Raw genomic sequence first — 17,565 nt, 5'->3', positions numbered from 1 at the left:
TTGCCTGACCGGAAAACTGAAAATTTTTTCGGTCAGGCACTAACTAATCAGTTGTGTTTTCATCTATCCAGTCAAGGTATTCGTCTGACCCGTCATTAATGGGAATTTGAACAATTTGAGGCACGTCATAACTATGATTTTTTTGAATGAATTGTTCAATAGTTTCATAAAGCCGGGATCTTGTTTTGATAATCAGTCTGATCTCGGTTTCATTATGCATGTCTCCTTTCCAGGTATAGTAACTTGTGATGGAACTTAGCTGGACACAGGCGGCCAGTTTTTCTTTAATTAGTTTTGAAGCAAGTGTTTTTGCCTCGTTGTTATTGGGACAGGTTGTCAGGACAATGCAGTATTCCATAATTTTTTTATGCTTTTTTAAATAAAGATTTAAGTGTAAATTCAGAGTTTTGATACGAAAGAATGTATAACGGTTGATATCATAACTCTTTTATTTTTTGTTGTTGCTGCTCAATATGCCATGGCTGTTAGTAAAAGTGACTGCCTTGGGTTCAAAAGTCAGTGTTGAAAAATAATCCTCCATGGTTTCAGCTCTTCTGATCAGTTCAACACTTGAATCTTCTTTTAACAGCAATTCTTTGGGCCTTAAATGGCCGTTATAGTTGAAACCCATGGCATGTCCGTGTGCCCCGGTGTCGTGGATAACCAGTATGTCGCCTTCAACCGTAGCCGGCAGATCTCGTTGAACGGCAAATTTATCTATGTTTTCGCATAAAGCACCGACCACATCAACTGTTTCCAGTGTGGTTGAATCTTCTTTGCCGTGAATGTGGATGTGGTGGTAGGCTTCATACATGCCCGGTCTCATGAGGGCTGACATGGACGCATCCACTCCCACATATTTTCTGTAAATGTTTTTATGGTTAATCACGGATGTGACCAGGACACCATGGGGGCCTGTGATGTATCGGCCGCTTTCCATGTAGAGTTTGGGTGCCCATCCATTGATGGTTTTAAATTCTTTAAAAATAATGGTGATTTCTCTGGCCATGGCATCAAGGTCAAATGGTTTTGCATCAGGTGTATAAGGAATGCCCAAGCCCCCGCCAATATTGATGAATTCAAAGGTGATATTGAGTTTTTCACTGATCTGTTTGATCATATCCAGCAGCATTCGGGTGGTTTCAACCATGTATTCATAGTTGAGTTCATTGGATGCCAGCATGGTGTGAATTCCGAACCGTTTGATTCCAAGCTGAATGGAGCGGTGGTAGGCATCCATGATTTGATCATGACTGACACCATATTTAGCTTCCACTGGATTTCCAATGATTTTATTTCCTTTTCGCAAAGGACCGGGATTGTATCTAAAACAGATAAGATCGGGAATGTTTGCTAATTTTGAAATCAAGGAAATATCATCCAGATTCAGGATACATCCGCCATTGTCCAGGGCTGTTTCAAACTGGATGTTGCTGGTGTTGTTCGAGGTGAACATGATATCGTCTTTAAAGCTGCCGATCTGCCTGGACAATTGAATTTCCGGTATGGAACTGCAGTCAAATCCAAATCCCATTTCCTGCATGATTTTCATGATTGACGGGTTGGGCAGAGCTTTGACTGCAAAAAATTCCTTGAACCCGTTAATTTTTTCAAAGGCTGTGTTCAGGTTGTTGCAGGTTTCTTTGATTCCTTTTTCATCATAAATATGGAAAGGGGTTCCAAATGTATTTACAATCTGTGGTAGAATGCCGGCAAGTCTTTGTTGATATGAGTTTGACATTGGCATGATAAAACTATTCCTTATTCGAGTGTTTCGGGTAACAATATTTTGGCACTTTCCTTGTAAGTTGAAAGTGCAATAAACGTTTTGGTGGCTTTGACAACATCTAAATGTGAAATTTTTTTTCTTAAAATGGTTTCAAGCTCGGTATTGTCGGACACGCGCACCTTAATCATCAGGCAATCCTGTCCGGCCAGGTAGTGTACCTCCTGGATTTGCTCTATTTTTGAAAGCTTTTCTCCTGTTTCAATGAGTTGTCCCGGACTTGCCGTTTTGATTTGGATAAATGCAATCATTGAGCAATTAAACATGTCAGGGTTAAGGCGAACTTCATAGCCTTCAATCACGCCCTGGGCTTCTAACTTCTTGATCCGTTCCAAAACCGCAGATGGTGCCATTCCAATTTTTCTGGCGACTTCCACATTGGGAATCCTGGCTTTTTTCTGTAAAATTTTCAGGATTTGAAGGTCTGTGTTGTCCATTTATTCAATTTTCCCAGTTTATTTTCAATAATCAATTATTTCAAGCACAATATTCTCTTTTTTTATATTTGTCAAGAATATGTATGTTTTATGTGTGTGTTATGGCGAATTATATTCTTTTTTTTGGCTTGGAAGCATGTCGGATTTTGATTTTTGTTGATAAAATGAAATGTTTCAGATACATTCGACCGATAGTATAATTTATATTATTTTGTAAAATAAGGTTGATAGTAATAAAGATGAGAGACGATCCAATCAAAATTTTAATTGTTGATGACGAGGAAGGTATTCTTGAGGTAACCGAAGGGTATTTTCAGAGAAAGGGCTACGAGGTTTATACTGCCTGCAATGGGATTGAAGCTCTTGACGTTTTGAACAGGGTAAAAATAGGGTGTGTCTTTACCGATATTAATATGCCGATGATGGATGGACTGGAGCTGGCTGAAAAGATCAGGGCTCACGAGAGTACTCTTCCTGTAGTTGTAATGACGGGGTGCCCGTCATTGGAGAATTCCATACAGACATTGAAAAATGGTGTTGTTGATTATCTGATTAAGCCGATGAACCTTGAGCAAATGGAGTTAACCCTCAAAAGAATCTTGCGGGAACGCGCACTGTTTGTCGAAAATTTAATTTTAAAAGAAGAAGTTGAACGGCAGGAACGGTTAAAAAAATTAAATCATGAACTGCTTGAAAGAATTGACGAAGTTAATACATTGAACCGGGTGATGGAGGACTTTTCTTCAACAGATTCAAGTTATGGTGTCTTTAATAAGGTTGTTGATTTAGGAGTGGAAGAATTAAAAGCGGATAAAGTTTTTTTTCATCTGTATTCGGAGCAGGAGAAATCTCTTGCACTTGTTGCAAGTTCGGATTGTGGTATTGAAGATGAAACAGTATGTTCATTATTTGGAAAAGATTTTTCAACAAATGTCCATGAATTTATTCTTGATTTTTTAAGCACTGATCACAACCCATGTCTTATTTCAGAAGCGGGAAACAATGATCGGCTGGATGATGTAGTTCATTCATTAATGCTGGCCCCGTTGAAAATCCGGGACAAAATATTCGGTATTGCCAGTGCCTTTTCATTCCGGTCGGATAATTTTTTTAATGAAAAAGATATCTATTATATGAGTTTTATTACCCGGAAGGCAGCTGCTGCTATTGAAAATATTGCCTTGTATGAAAATATTTATGATAACCTTTTTTCAACATTGTACGCATTTGTAACAGCTCTTGAAGTAAGGGATCTGTATACGAGAAAACATTCGACAAGAGTGGCAAAATACGCACATATGATTGCCGTAGAAATGCAATGTAATGAAGAAGAACTTGATATTATCAGTTTTGCCGGCAGTCTTCACGATATCGGAAAAATAGGTATCAGAGATGATATCCTTTTAAAACCGGGCAGGCTGACAGATGATGAATACGAAAAAATCAAGGAACATCCTGTTATTGGTGCGGATATTATAAGTAAGCTGGGGCTTTGGGATCGGGAAATGAAGATTATTCGGCATCACCATGAGCGATTTGACGGAAAAGGCTATCCCGATGGTTTAAAAGGAGAACAAATTCCTAAGCTTGCAAGAATTTTATGTGTTGCTGATTCATTTGATGCCATGGCTTCTGACAGGGCGTATAGAAAAAAAATGAAAAAAAGCAAAGTCCTTGATATTATCAAAGAGAACTCTGGAACTCAGTTTGATCCAATTGTTGTTGAGGCGTTTCTAAAAGTTGCAAATCAGGAATTTCCAGATGATTTTTAATGGCTTGAGCGTTGTATTAAAATGTGCTACCTTGCTTTAAAATTAACTGCATGAAAAGAAAAAGCATGGAGTAAATCTGCTATGGCAGTCTTTAATAGTAATAATGAAAACCGTAAGTATTCCAGAACAAGATATGTAAAAACAATCCGGATCTTGTTGAAATTCATGGAAAAAATCATTTGAAGTGTGCTTTGAAAGATGGAAAAGAGGTTTTTAATCTATATAGGAGGAAAATCTGGCAATGGATACATCCATCAAAATTTTGATTGTTGACGATTTTGCTACCATGCGCCGTATTCTTAAAAATATTTTAAAACAGCTTGGATTTAAGAATCTTGTTGAAGCTGATGATGGTACAACTGCCTGGGATATGTTGGAAGAGCAGAGTATTGCTTTGATTATATCAGATTGGAATATGCCTAAAATGACCGGACTTGAACTTTTGAAGAAAGTTCGTGCAAGCGATAGGCATAAGAAAACTCCTTTTCTAATGGTTACGGCTGAAGCTCAAAAGCAAAATGTTATTGAAGCGGTTCAGGCAGGTGTTTCAAATTATGTTGTTAAACCGTTTACAGCTGAAGCGATTTCCGACAAGCTTAAAAAGATTTTAAAATGATAATTGTCCCCATGTCCGGATCAAAAAGTATGCCTGAGAATAACCTTCACCGGGAATCTGAAAAAAAGGAATTTGACCGGTTAGGAATAGCCGGTGTCAGCAAAGGGCTTATAAAAGTACTTGATACGGCAAGAAAAGTTTCCAAATCAGATTCTTCCGTACTGATTACAGGGGAAAGCGGTACGGGAAAAGAATTGATAGCAAAAGCCATTCATAAAAACAGTTCAAGGCGCGATGGCCCCATGGTCGTGATCAATTGCGGTGCCATTCCGGGCGAACTGCTTGAAAGTGAACTGTTCGGACATGAAAAAGGGGCTTTCACAGGTGCCCATCGTTCAAGGGTTGGACGGTTTGAAATTGCAGATCAGGGAACTATCTTTCTGGATGAAATCGGCGATATGAGTCCAGACCTGCAGGTCAAATTATTAAGGGCCATTCAGGAAAGACGCTTTGAACGCGTTGGGGGGACATCTACCATCCAAGTGGACATCAGGGTGATTTCAGCAACACATAAAGATTTGCCCGCTGCAATTGCAGAAGGATTATTCAGAGAAGACCTTTTTTACCGCCTGAACGTTATTCCCATACAGATTCTTCCATTGCGTGAACGAAAAGAGGATATTCTATCACTTGCAGATCATTTTCAAAACAATCTGATCAAAAGGGTCAAAGGTTATCAGATAAAAACCTTTTCTCAAAGTGCCAAGCAGGCATTGCTTCGCTATGACTGGCCCGGAAATATCCGGGAACTTGAAAATCTAATTGAAAGAATATCCGTTCTTGTTGAGGATAGAAACATTGAGCTTCATGATTTGCCGGAATATATTGCCAATGCCTCGTCTGACAACACATCAGTTCCCGTAGAATCTGTTCTTAATAACGGGATCGGATTTAATGAAGCTGTGGATCAGTATCAAAGGTCTTTGATACTGCATGCTTTGAATGAAACCGGCTGGGTAAAAGCAAGGGCTGCAGACCTTCTGAAAATGAACAGAACCACTCTTGTGGAAAGAATAAAAAAGATGAATATTGATCAAGAACGTGTGACACCATTTTTTTGATTATAGTCCCATGTCAGTTTTTTGACATTTCCATGGCTTTACAGCCATCTGAATTCAATACCAGCCTTTTTGTAAAATCAGTGTAACGTGAGTCTTTGTTTAATATTTTGATTTCATTTGCTATGATGCGTGTGGGTGTTTGAAAAATGGCATGATTATTGCTTTTCCAGTTTTGAGGCGGTTTCTTGAGATGGTCGCATAATAGAATATCTTGAGATGATATGAATCCATAAGCTAGAGTAAAGATTATGATCAAATCAATCTATAAATTGTTAAACATTTTGCAGGTCTTGGCTATATCTATCCTTGTGTTGCTTTTTTTGCCGTATGCTGTATTGGCCAAACAGGCAATGATTAAGAATGTACAAATACAAGACAATCCTTTGTCTGTGAAAATTTTTGTGACGCAAAAAGTCCCGGTTAAACTTATTCAGGTTGAAAAAAAAGAGATTCTGGTTGCATTTAAAAATGTGAAGTTGGAAAAAGGATTCAAAATAAAAGGAAACGGTCGGTCTTCAATTAAGGATATTGCCATAGAAAATTTGCAAGGCAATGTTATGGCTTTTATTTTAACCGGCTACCGTCCGTATGGATATATTAAATCAGGATTTAATACATCTGATTTGAGTTTTTTTATTAACCTTGAAAAAAAAGACAATGATCAAGGAAGACAAAAAAAAGTTGTAAAAAAATCTGCTGTAAAATCTGCTGTGGCCTTGAAACAACAATTGTCTCAAAAAGAAAAAGCAAAAGAAAACATTCAATCCTCTTCATCGCCCGGAACATTAAAGGATGTCGCTAAACCCTTATTAAAAAAGCCTGCAAAAATTTTGACCGGGTCTGTCCATATTCCATCCAAAAGAGAAAAAGGCAAGTATAACGGGGATATCAGTGACCTTGTCCATTTCATTGAAAAGATGGGATGCGATTCAAAACAGATCGCCAATTGTCTTCTTTTTTTAAAAAAGAATTTATATGAGGAGGCTTTAGATGTTCTGGATCAATATGTTTCCCAGGAAAATTTTACATGTCTTGAACAGGTATCTTTTTTAAAGGCCTATGCATTTTATCTTGGTGTGAAAAAGGGTGATTTTAACCAACTGGTCAAGGCACAAAGATTTTTTCAGGATGCTTTGGTATCTTATCCTGATTCCTCATTGGTTCCATACGGGTATGCTGCCATTGGAATGATTCAAAAAAAAATAAATAATATTTCAGTTGCCGAAGGTTATTTTAATATCGTCAAACAAGGCTATCCCGAGTATTCAGGACTTGCTGAAATTTTGTATAATCTGGCAGATATATATGACCAGAAAGGGTATGAGGATAAAGCATTAACCTATTATAAAAAGGTTTTTGAGGATGCCATGGAAAATAGTTATATACCTGATGCCGGTATCGGATATGGAAAAGCTCTTTTCAAGAAGAGGCAATATCTGGATGCATTAGAGGTTTTAAATTATGTTGTTCAATCAAATCCCGGAAAAGTGTATGCTTCCCATGAACTGTTGCTTCATATCGGGAATGCTGATTTTGAGGTTGGCAGGATCAAAACTGCAAGGCAAACACTGACTCGTGTATTGAATTTGTTTCCTGAAATTGAAGACCGGGATCTTGTTTTGAGTAAAATAGGTGATACCTATGGTATGGAGAACAATCATGAAAAGGCCATTAGAGTTTATGAGCTGGTCAGGGAAAAATTTCCTGATTCCCAAGGGTATATTGCAAGTTCCATAGGGATTGCCCGGTATCTGAAAGAAGATCAGGGAAAAATTGATATATATACGATGATCAAAAATAAATTTCCTGAAAATAAATTTGCCAGAATCTCAATGATGCGTCTGGCAGAAATTTATCAGGCAAATGGTGAATACAACAAATGCATTACTGAAATAGAAGATTTGTTATCCACGCATCCCAGAGGCTTGCGGTATGAAGCGGTTAAGCTGATGCAAAAAGCCTATGAAGCATTGTTTGAAAAACAATTAAAATCAGATGAGTATACAAAGGTGTTGAACAGATACGAGCTTGAACATACAAAAATTGATAAAATGGGAAGCAAACAGATCGCTTTAAGCGTTGGGCTTGCATATCTTCAGGCAAAATTATATGAAGAATCATTTAATCATTTGATTAATGCATACAAACAATATAAAAGATCTTCAAGATCACCGGAACTTCTTTTCGGGCTGGGGGTTGCCATGGATGAGTCCGGCAGGGATGATGATGCTCTTAAATTGTTTGATGCTTTTTCAAAGCGGTTTCCGGAAGATAGGCACCGGGTGGAAGCGCTTTTGCGGTCAGGAGACATTTATCTTGCAAAAGAAAAATATAAATTGTCTTCAGCCTGTTTTAATGAAGCATGCAAAATTTCAAAAACTCACCTTGATAAGGGTAAAATTTTGATGTTGCATTCAAACGTATATGAAAAAAAAGGGGATATGGACATTACTTCAAATCTTCGTGAAAAAGCAGTCAAAGAGCTTGCTTTGGCATCTGGTGAAAATTATGAGGTTTTAACCCATGCCTATAAACAATTGGGCGGAACATATCGTTCGCTTAAAAAATATATAAAATCCGCAGATGCTTATCTGAAAGCATTAAGCTTTTCAGAAAATGACCGGGAAAGGGCAACGCTTGGATTTTTGCTTGGAGATGCATATCAAAAGGGAAATATTATCCCAAAAGCCAAAGCGGCTTTCAAGCAGGTGGTCACATCATATGATTCTGTATGGGCAAAACTTTCACAGCAGAGACTGAATACGCTGGAGTTGGCACAAATGCTTCAAAACTCTTAGGCGGTCGGGGAAACAAGAAAAATATGCCGGGACATAGAATTTTTATCATACTTGAAAATCCTAAGGAAAGAATGGAATATGTCCGGTTTTTCGAGGATCTTGGTTTTTTGGTGGATGCGGCCCCTGATGGATCGGATGCAGTTTCTTGTGTGATTGAAAAGAAAACAGACATGGTGATTGCAGATGTAGCAACTCCTGGTTTTTCTGCTGTTGAATTTTTGAAAAAAGTTGATGAAGCCCATATTCCATGCCAGATAATTTTGCTTGCCTCAGAGCCTGTTGTTGAACATGCCGTTCAGTTGATGAAACTTGGTGCTCTGGATTATCTGGTCAAGCCGGTTGAAATGGAACAGCTTGAGTTGAGCGCCAAAAGAGCGTTAGCGGTATTGAAACAAAAAAAAATTCCTAAACGGGCATCATTGTCATCCGGGAAAAAGGTTAAAATCATTGCAAGAGACAAAGAGATACAAAAGCTGCTTGCTCTTGCAGCACGGGTTGCAAATTCAAGTGCTTCCGTATTCATTCAGGGCGAAAGTGGTACTGGAAAAGAGTTGTTTGCAAAATTTATCCATGAACAAAGTGACAGGAGGGATCAGCCTTTTGTTGCAATAAATTGTGCTGCTTTGCCGGAAAATCTTCTGGAAAGTGAACTTTTCGGCCATGAAAAAGGGGCGTTTACAGGTGCGATATCAAGAAAAACAGGTAAATTTGAATTGGCGAATAAAGGCACCTTGTTTCTGGATGAAATCACTGAGATGCAATTTCACCTTCAGGCAAAATTGTTAAGGGTTCTTCAGGAAAAAGTTGTGGACCGAGTGGGTGGAATCGAACCTGTTGATGTGGATGTACGGCTGATTGCCACAACAAATCGGGATGCAAAAAAAGCCGTGGAAAAAGGTGAGTTCAGAGAAGATCTTTTTTATAGATTAAATACCATTCCCCTGGTCATCCCTCCCTTGAGAGACCGCAGGGGAGATCTTGAGATATTATGCGAATTTTTTGTTCAAAAATATTGTAAAATTGACGGCCGTGATGTCAAAGGAATGACAAAACAGGCTGTATCCCTCCTGAATGATCACCCTTTTTCAGGAAATGTGCGGGAACTTGAAAATATTATTCATAGAGCGGTTCTTCTTGCGGATTCTGATCTGATAGAGCCTGAGGATCTTATGATTGAAGGGATCGAATCCACGGGTGGAATGCCTGCTTCATACTCTTTTGTGGATCAAGACTGCGAAACACAGCCTGTTTCATTAAAAGAAATGGAACAGAAAATGATTTATACGACCCTGGATCAAACAGACGGTAATAGAACCCATGCTGCAAAAATTCTGGGTATCAGTGTCAGGACTCTTCGAAATAAACTTAACGAGTATAAAGAAAATAATTAAGGGATGACGGAGAAGGTTTTAAATCTATCCCCATGTGCAGGCATATAAATTGCATTCGAATCTTGGATATTGCTTAATGACACATAATGATAATTTAAGTTATAAGTCAGACATTTGTTTGTATATGGTAATTTTATTGTTAGTTAATTTGTGATGAGAGGAAAAATGGCGGATTCAAGAATTTTCGGGCACACATCAAAGGTGATTGAGACAGCACTGGATGTATCAGCCCGGCGGCATAATTTGATTGCAGGCAATATCGCCAATATGGATACCATAGGATATCAACCCAAGGATCTTGATTTTAACTCAACGCTTAAACGGGCCATGGGTGAAAAAGAACCTGATTTCCTGGATAAAACCCATCCCATGCATTTGTCAACGGATGATGACGACCCTTCCTTTGCCATGAACGGGGAAAACAGTGACGCTGTGGATATTTATCATTTGGATTCCGTGAATATTGATACGGAAATGATGAATCTTACGGAGAATAATATTAAATACCGGACTACAACGGAAATGTTATTGAGAAAAATGAAAATATTGCACTATTCCATTGATGAGGGAGGAAAATAACTTATGGATCTTTTAACTGCTTCAAAAATCAGCGGGACCGCTCTTTCAGCCCATAGAACCAAATTAAATGTAATTTCAGAAAATCTTGCGAATGTGGATACCACACGAACCGGGGAAGGTGGCCCGTATAGAAGAAAAATGGTTGTTTTCAAAGGTGATGATATTGATTCTTTTAAAAGTGTTATTGAAAAAAAACAATATAAAAAACATAAATCAGGAATAGAGCTGTCACCCATTGAGTTTGATTCTGAAAAACAACAGAACCGGGGTAGCGGTGTAAGGGTTGAGCGGATTATTCGATCCCAGGAAGATTTCAGGCTGGTTCATAATCCGGCCCATCCTGATGCTGATCCTGATACCGGTTATGTGAAAATGCCCAATGTGGACCATTTGACGGAGATTGCAGATATGCTGGTGGCCAAGCGAAGTTATGAGGCCAGCACGACAGCAATGTCCGCTACAAAGGATATGATTTTAAAAGCACTGGAAATCGGTAAATAATCAGGGGGAAGATCATGATGACCGGGATAGATGGTATCAATAAAATTTCTTTAAATACAGAGCCGCTGCCTGATAGAATCAGCAGGCGAAATCCTGAATTTGCCCGGAGAATGGAAGAGGCTATTAAGGATGTGAATTCAAAACAGCATATCGCGGATGATTCAATTGAAAAAGTGATCCAGGGAGAAATGGGAATCCATGAAGGAATGATGGCTCTTGGAAAAGCTGATACATCCTTGAAAATTCTTGCACAGGTCAGAAATAAGGCCATGGCTGCATATAATGAAATAATGCGGATGCAGGTATAAGATTATTATAGGTATTAGGTGTTGGGTAAATCAGAGAGCAATGTCAAGTCTGCCCTTGGCAGTCAGACGGAGTGATACAATGTTATGAATCCTGTTATTGAAAGAATAATTACTATATTCAAAGAAATGCCGTTTTCCAGGAAAATTGCTTTGGGAGTTTTTGCAATGGTTCTTGTAGCGGGGTTTAGCACCTTGTTTATATGGACAAACAAGACCCAGTTCAAGACTGCTTACAGCGGCCTTACAAAAGAGGATGCCGCATCTGTTGTTGACATGCTCAAGGCATCCAATACCCCATATCATCTTGCCGGGGATGGAACAACCATTATGGTGCCGGAAGACATTGTTTATGATGTAAGGCTTTCAATGGCAAAAGAGGGGATTCCCAAAGGCGGGGGGGTCGGGTTTGAGATATTTGACAAGACGGAGTTCGGCACTACCGAGTTTGTTCAGAAGATCAATAAAAAAAGGGCCATTCAAGGCGAACTTGCAAGAACCATAAGCGCCTTTGATGAAGTTAAGACGGCCCGTGTAATGATTGTACTGCCCAAAGAGTCTGTGTTTGTGGAAGAAGTGAAAAAACCGTCCGCATCCATTTTACTGGAGCTTAATTCGGATCTTGAAAAAGAGAAAGTTACAGCCATTGCCCATTTGGTGGCAAGCTCCATTCAGGATTTAACACCAAAACTTGTCACCATTGTTGATACGGCAGGCAGAATTTTGTTTGAGGGCAAATCCGAAGAGGAACAAGCCAAGATAACTGCCCGTAATATGGCGGATGCTCAATATCAATATAAAGTCAGGTTTGAAGAAAATCTGACCCGAAGAATCCAGACCATGCTTGAAAGGATCGTTGGCAAGGATAAGGCTATTGTAAGGGTCACCTCTGAAATGGATTTTTCAGAAAATGATATGAATGAAGAGATTTATGATCCGTTTGAACGGGGTGGCGAATTTATCAGGAGTCGTAAAAATCGTGCAGAAAAAGTCACGACAACTTCAGAAGAAACCCCGACGCCGTCCAGTGTAAATCCCATTGTCGGGACCCAAGACCTTGCAGGAGAACAGAACAATGAGCTGGTCAATAAAAGGGATGATACATTTAATTATGAAATAAGCAAGCGGGTCAGGGAGACCAGAAAGCCCATGGCTGTTTTAACCCGTCTTTCAGTTGCTGCGGTTATTGATGGAAAATATGAATACAAAACCGATGAAAGCGGCAATAAACAAAAAGTATATTTGCCAAGATCGCCTGAAGAAATGAAGCAGTTTCAAGATATTGTTATTAAATCCATGGGGTATAATGAACAGAGAAGTGACCAGGTATCAATGGAATGTTTTCCGTTTGCCTCTATTGCTGAAATTGAATCAGAGCCGATGATGAGCGGATTTAAAATGGTTCAAAAAGAGTATGGCCGAACTATTGCAAACCTGCTCCTGGTAGTGTTGTTGTTCCTTTTTGTTATTCGTCCCATCATAAAAACCGTGAAGGAGATCAAGACAACGGTTGAACAGGAAGCTTTGCCCGGACCGGAAGATTTGGCCCTGATTGCGGACGATGAGGAAAAAGAGCTTGAATTCATTGAAATGGATAGCGCTCAGCAAAAAGAATACATTAATCTGATGACCGCAGAGCAGAAAGAAACGTTTCTCAAAGAAATGAGCTCCTCAGAACGGGCTGTTTATCTGAGTAATATGCCGATTGATGAAAAAGCAAGATATTATGCCCAAAAAGATTTTGACAAAACAGTTAATATTCTTAAGGGTTGGATGATCGAAAAAAATAAAGAAGAGGACTAATTATGGCTGATGCTTTAGACTCTGAAAGTTTTGATCCCAAAAGCCTGTCCGGTACTCGAAAAGCAGCTATTTTTCTGATGGCTATGGGAGAGGAATATACGGCCAAAGTATTTGAAAGAATGAGTGAGAGGGAAATAGGTGAACTTGCTTTTGAAATGTCTTCAATTGATCAGATTTCTTCGGAAATGTTAAAAGCAGTTTCAATTGAGTTTGTTGAGAGCTTTGAAGGCGAATCAAGAATGATCATTGAAAGCGATTCTTTTATAAAAAATGTGGTTAACAGAACATTAAAAGGCGGTAAAGCAGATGCCCTTCTTGAAGATCTTGAGAAGAAAAAACAGGACAAGCCGTTTATCTGGAGCCGGAATGTCAATGTGGGAACCCTTGCCGGTTATGTGGAAGGTGAACATCCTCAAACCATTGCAATGATACTTGCCCACATGCCGTCTGAAATATCATCGGACATCATGATGGCTCTTCCCGAAGAGTTAAAAGGGGATGTGGCCGTGAGAATTGCAAGACTCGGTCAGATTTCAGAAGATGTTGTCAGGGATGTTGACAAGGCCTTGAGACTTGAACTTTCCGGTGCTTTGGGGCCTGGTGGAAAAGCAGGCGGATTGCAGGTGCTGGTTGATATTATCAATGGAGTGGACAAATCAACAGAAGATGTGGTCATGAGTTTTGTCGAAGAGGATAATCCGGAAATGGCCAATGATATTCGTAACTTGATGTTTGTGTTTGAAGATTTGACAACGATTGATGATTCTGCAATGCGAGAGATCCTCAAAAAGGTTGAGGGCCAGCAGTTGACATATGCTCTTAAGACCGCAACAGATGAAATGAAAGAAAAGATTTTTTCCAATCTTTCCCAGAGGGCTGGTGAAATGCTCAAAGATGATCTTGAGTCCATGGGGCCTGTTCGTCTGGCAGAAGTGGAAGAAGCCCAACAGGCAGTTGTTCGTTCTGCCAAGGAGCTTGAAGCTGACGGCACCATAACGCTGGGTAAAGGAAAAGACGATGTCCTTGTCTGATAAAAAGAGTGATCAGTTTTCGCCCATGACTTTGAACTCTCTGGAACGTTTTGATCAAGAACATTCCAGTAAACCAGATGAGTCGGATCCGGATTTTAATCGTTTCAAGATGCTGTTTGAAAAGCCAAAGTTGGAAGATGAAGTTTTTGAATTTAAAGTGATTTATGATGCTGAAAAGGAACGGGACGACATCTTTTTCAACCCTTTGATTAAAAAAAAAGATGATCGTCTTGAAAAAGAGGCGACCAATAACGAGATGGATGATCAGGAACAGCACCCCTTATCAGAGAAAGAGAAAGAACCCTCTGAGCCTGTGGAAACATCTGATGAAAAAGGATATAGACAGGGGTTTGAAAAAGGGTTGGAACAGGGCATGCTGCAGGGGCAAAAACAGGGGTATGAAGATGGTTTTAAAAAGGGCGAGGCCGAGGGATTTGAACAAGGAGAAGCTCAAGGAAGTGAAAAAGGCCATAAGCATGGAGTTGAAAAAGGGTTTAAAGAAGGTGAAGTTAAAGGGAAACAAGAAATCCGGGAAAAAGCTGTTGAAATTTTAAATGCTTTGGAAGCATCCTTGAAAACAGCAGATCAGACATTGGATCTGCTGGTTGAAAAGTATGAAGAAAAAATTATTGCGCTTATTCAACAGATTGCCCAAAAAGCTATTATGGCCCGGCTGGAAATTGATGACGAAATGATAAAGCCCCTGATAATGGACACATTAAAAACTCTTGTCCAGCCCGAGGAAGTTGTGTTAAGCGTGTCCCTGGAAGATTATGACTATATTGAAATGATCAAGGATGAATTTTTTGAGCAGATTGATTCGTTAAACAGCGTGTCCATAAGATCAGATCCCACCATTAAAAGGGGCGGCTGTAAAATTGAAACAAATACGGGTTTTGTTTCAACAGATCTTGAATCAAGGCTTGATTCTATTTTTGACGCATTTAAAACCGCAGGTACGAAATGACCTTGGAACATTTAAACAAAATTGATTTTCATAAATACATGAAGGCTTTGGATCAATGCGTCACGATACGGCCGGAGGGAAAGGTTTCCCAGGTTATCGGTCTTATTGCGGAAGGGGACAGCCTGGGATTGGGCATTGGGGCTTTGTGCAGTATTGTTAATTCTAATGGCCTGGAAGTAAAAGCTGAGGTTGTTGGATTTAAAAAGGAAAAAGCCTTGTTTATGCCTTATGGAGATATTCGGGGAATCAGTCTTGGCAGCAGGATCATTCCCATTTCAGCATCTTCGGTTGTGGGTGTTTCAGATCAACTGCTGGGAAGAGTGGTCGATGGCATGGGAATCCCCATAGACGGTAAAGGAGAGATCAAGTACACTCAGGAATATGGCTTGTATGGAAAACCCATAAGCCCTCTGGAAAGAGAACAGATTAAAGAACCTCTGGATGTGGGGGTAGCGGCAATCAACAGTATGATCACGCTTGGTAAAGGTCAACGGGTAGCTATCATGGCAGGTTCCGGGGTGGGTAAAAGTGTTTTAATGGGAATGATGACCAAGCATACCAGTGCGGATGTGATCGTTATTGGTTTGATCGGTGAGCGGGGCAGGGAAGTGAAAGATTTTATTGAGGATACATTGGGACAAGAAGGGATAAAAAGAGCTGTCGTGGTTGCGGCAACCTCTGATTCTCCTCCCCTGGTAAGGATGAGGGGTGCTTATCTTGCCACCACCATTGCTGAATATTTCAGGGACCGGGGTAAAAATGTATTGTTGATGGTGGATTCCATCACACGTTATGCCATGTCTTCAAGAGATGTGGGGCTGGCTGCAGGCGAACCTCCGACATCCAAGGGGTATACCCCGTCATTTTTTGTGCAGATTCCGATCCTGCTCGAACGGGCTGGGAATATTAAAAACGGGGGATCAATTACAGGAATTTATACGGTTCTGGTTGAGGGTGATGATTTAAATGATCCGGTTGGGGATACGGTTCGATCCATTGTTGACGGCCATATCGTCTTGTCCAGGGATCTTGCCAACCGGGGACATTATCCGGCCATTGATGTTCTTGCCAGTGTTTCAAGGGTCATGAGGGATGTCAGCCGAAAAGATCATGTGGTTGTAAGGGATAAGGCGGTCAATGTTTTATCATCCTACAGGAGTGCGGAAGATATGATTACCATTGGTGCCTATGTGGATGGGTCTGACCCTGATATTGATGAGGCAAAACGCTTGATGCCGGGGATTATTCAATTTTTAAGGCAGGACATGACCAGGAAAGTAGACATGCCGTCCAGTGTAAACGGTTTAAAAAAAGCCGTGGGAATAAAATAATAGTAATTAATTAAGAATAGCCAATGAAACGATTTGAATTCAAATTACAGCCATTGCTCAATTATAGAAAATATCTGGAACAGGTTGCCCGGCAAAATACAGCAAAAGCAAGCATGGATGTTGAAAATTGTGCAAAACAAATCGTTTATTTAAAACAGACCTATGATCAAAAAGTTGAAAAAATTGAAGATATTGTGGCAAACGGGGTAAATGCTTTTGAATTCAGGCTGCATAATCAATACCTGAATGCAGTGGAAAACAGTATTGAAGATGAAAAATCAAGAAAAATTGAATTACAGAAGATTCTTCAAGAAAAATTATTAGAGTTAAAAAAAAGAAGTGTTGATAAAAAGGCAATGGAACTTTACCGGGAAAAACTGAAACATGAATATACTCAGGAAGTTTTAACAATAGAACAAAAGGAATTAGATGAGATTTCATCCATAAAAACGGCAAGGAAATTATCCAATGAAACAATATAAAAAGGGTGTGGTTTTTATTACTATTTATTTGTTGTTTTCTTTTGTGTTCAGTGCTTTTTATACCCAAAATATTTTTTCTATTGTAAGTGGAAGTGATGCCTTTGCTGCAGATGATAACCAAAAACAAAATGATATGCCTCAAACGGGTGATGATGCAGTTGAAAAAAAGCCGTGTCCTGAATGCCCGGAGTGTCCTGATCCTGCAAAAGTTGTTTTGCGAGGTCTTGAAGAAAAAAAAACAAGGATTGAAAAACAGCAAAAAATACAATTGCAAGAGAAAAAAGAACTTGAATTATATGAAGAGCAGATTGATGAGAAACTTGAAAGTTTAAAAAAATTAAAGCAGCAGATCGAAGCGGATATGGCGCTTCTTACAAAAAAGAAAACTCAGAAAAATCTGGAAAAAGAAGCTGCTTATGAGGCCAAGATCGGAAGGCTTGTCAAAATGTATGCCGGCATGAAACCGAAAAATGCCGCCCAGATTGTTGATAAAATGAATCTTGAAGTTGCTCAGGAAATATTTTTGAGAATGCGAGAAGCATCTGCTTCACAAATTTTGACTTTTGTGGACAGTGAAAAAGCAGCTAAAATCAGCGAACGTCTTGCCTTTAAAAGAAAGTAGCAAAAAACAGGCAATTTTCTCTCCCCATCTCCACTTTTTTTTATCATCCGGTAATATTTTCCCATGAAGTTTGCATAGTTGGG

General features: G+C 39.5%; 17 protein-coding genes. 14 read left to right on the top strand and 3 right to left on the bottom strand.

Going from position 1 to position 17,565, the window contains the following annotated elements:
- Positions 1-43 precede the first annotated feature (43 nt).
- From cutA to TOL2_RS19165, 3 genes are all read right to left on the bottom strand, one after another.
- Positions 44-358, bottom strand: a complete 315-nt coding sequence (cutA, locus tag TOL2_RS19175; RefSeq protein ID WP_014958942.1) for a divalent-cation tolerance protein CutA — start codon at positions 356-358, stop codon at positions 44-46.
- A gap of 90 nt (positions 359-448) precedes the next feature.
- On the bottom strand, positions 449-1,747 hold the full coding sequence (gene lysA, locus TOL2_RS19170; RefSeq protein WP_014958941.1) for a diaminopimelate decarboxylase: 1,299 nt from the start codon (positions 1,745-1,747) through the stop codon (positions 449-451).
- 14 nt (positions 1,748-1,761) lie between these two features.
- Positions 1,762-2,223 carry an Lrp/AsnC family transcriptional regulator gene (locus tag TOL2_RS19165; RefSeq protein WP_014958940.1) on the bottom strand — a complete coding sequence of 154 codons (462 nt, stop codon included), beginning with the start codon at positions 2,221-2,223 and terminating at the stop codon, positions 1,762-1,764.
- A 239-nt stretch (positions 2,224-2,462) separates the two neighbouring features.
- Here TOL2_RS19165 and TOL2_RS19160 point away from each other — a divergent pair, with 239 nt between their 5' ends.
- The 14 genes from TOL2_RS19160 to TOL2_RS19095 all read left to right on the top strand — a co-directional run bounded on the left by TOL2_RS19160 (position 2,463) and on the right by TOL2_RS19095 (position 17,482).
- Positions 2,463-3,995 carry an HD domain-containing phosphohydrolase gene (locus TOL2_RS19160; protein ID WP_014958939.1) on the top strand — a complete coding sequence of 511 codons (1,533 nt, stop codon included), beginning with the start codon at positions 2,463-2,465 and terminating at the stop codon, positions 3,993-3,995.
- A gap of 262 nt (positions 3,996-4,257) precedes the next feature.
- Entirely contained in the window at positions 4,258-4,611 is a 354-nt protein-coding gene (locus TOL2_RS19155; protein WP_269764184.1) for a response regulator, read from the top strand.
- Between the two features lie 29 nt (positions 4,612-4,640).
- Complete coding sequence (locus tag TOL2_RS19150; RefSeq protein WP_051012592.1) at positions 4,641-5,672, top strand: sigma-54 interaction domain-containing protein; 1,032 nt, start codon at positions 4,641-4,643, stop codon at positions 5,670-5,672.
- Between the two features lie 350 nt (positions 5,673-6,022).
- Positions 6,023-8,470 carry a tetratricopeptide repeat protein gene (locus TOL2_RS19145; protein ID WP_158406144.1) on the top strand — a complete coding sequence of 816 codons (2,448 nt, stop codon included), beginning with the start codon at positions 6,023-6,025 and terminating at the stop codon, positions 8,468-8,470.
- 23 nt (positions 8,471-8,493) lie between these two features.
- Complete coding sequence (locus tag TOL2_RS19140) at positions 8,494-9,861, top strand: sigma-54-dependent transcriptional regulator (RefSeq protein WP_014958935.1); 1,368 nt, start codon at positions 8,494-8,496, stop codon at positions 9,859-9,861.
- Positions 9,862-10,026: 165 nt separating this feature from the next.
- Positions 10,027-10,440, top strand: coding sequence for a flagellar basal body rod protein FlgB (flgB, locus tag TOL2_RS19135; protein WP_041279628.1), 414 nt, complete (start codon positions 10,027-10,029; stop codon positions 10,438-10,440).
- A 3-nt stretch (positions 10,441-10,443) separates the two neighbouring features.
- Positions 10,444-10,941: a flagellar basal body rod protein FlgC gene (gene flgC / locus TOL2_RS19130; RefSeq protein WP_014958933.1), complete on the top strand. Its 498-nt coding sequence runs from the start codon at positions 10,444-10,446 to the stop codon at positions 10,939-10,941.
- Positions 10,942-10,955: 14 nt separating this feature from the next.
- Positions 10,956-11,249 carry a flagellar hook-basal body complex protein FliE gene (gene fliE, locus TOL2_RS19125; protein ID WP_014958932.1) on the top strand — a complete coding sequence of 98 codons (294 nt, stop codon included), beginning with the start codon at positions 10,956-10,958 and terminating at the stop codon, positions 11,247-11,249.
- An 84-nt stretch (positions 11,250-11,333) separates the two neighbouring features.
- Positions 11,334-13,049, top strand: a complete 1,716-nt coding sequence (gene fliF, locus TOL2_RS19120; RefSeq protein WP_014958931.1) for a flagellar basal-body MS-ring/collar protein FliF — start codon at positions 11,334-11,336, stop codon at positions 13,047-13,049.
- 2 nt (positions 13,050-13,051) lie between these two features.
- Positions 13,052-14,080 carry a flagellar motor switch protein FliG gene (gene fliG, locus TOL2_RS19115; protein WP_014958930.1) on the top strand — a complete coding sequence of 343 codons (1,029 nt, stop codon included), beginning with the start codon at positions 13,052-13,054 and terminating at the stop codon, positions 14,078-14,080.
- Positions 14,067-15,047, top strand: coding sequence for a FliH/SctL family protein (locus TOL2_RS19110; RefSeq protein ID WP_041279627.1), 981 nt, complete (start codon positions 14,067-14,069; stop codon positions 15,045-15,047). Before fliG ends, TOL2_RS19110 begins: the two co-directional genes overlap by 14 nt.
- Entirely contained in the window at positions 15,044-16,378 is a 1,335-nt protein-coding gene (locus tag TOL2_RS19105) for a FliI/YscN family ATPase (protein ID WP_014958928.1), read from the top strand. Before TOL2_RS19110 ends, TOL2_RS19105 begins: the two co-directional genes overlap by 4 nt.
- 23 nt (positions 16,379-16,401) lie before the next feature.
- On the top strand, positions 16,402-16,860 hold the full coding sequence (locus TOL2_RS19100) for a flagellar export protein FliJ (RefSeq protein ID WP_014958927.1): 459 nt from the start codon (positions 16,402-16,404) through the stop codon (positions 16,858-16,860).
- Positions 16,847-17,482 (top strand): MotE family protein, encoded by a 636-nt coding sequence (locus TOL2_RS19095; protein ID WP_014958926.1) that lies wholly within the window; start codon positions 16,847-16,849, stop codon positions 17,480-17,482. Before TOL2_RS19100 ends, TOL2_RS19095 begins: the two co-directional genes overlap by 14 nt.
- The last annotated feature ends 83 nt before the right edge of the window (positions 17,483-17,565 follow it).

Source organism: Desulfobacula toluolica Tol2 (genome assembly GCF_000307105.1).
GTDB lineage: Bacteria > Desulfobacterota > Desulfobacteria > Desulfobacterales > Desulfobacteraceae > Desulfobacula > Desulfobacula toluolica.
The sequence above is the reverse complement of the archived record's forward strand: the minus strand, read 5'-3'. Positions and strand labels throughout refer to the sequence as shown.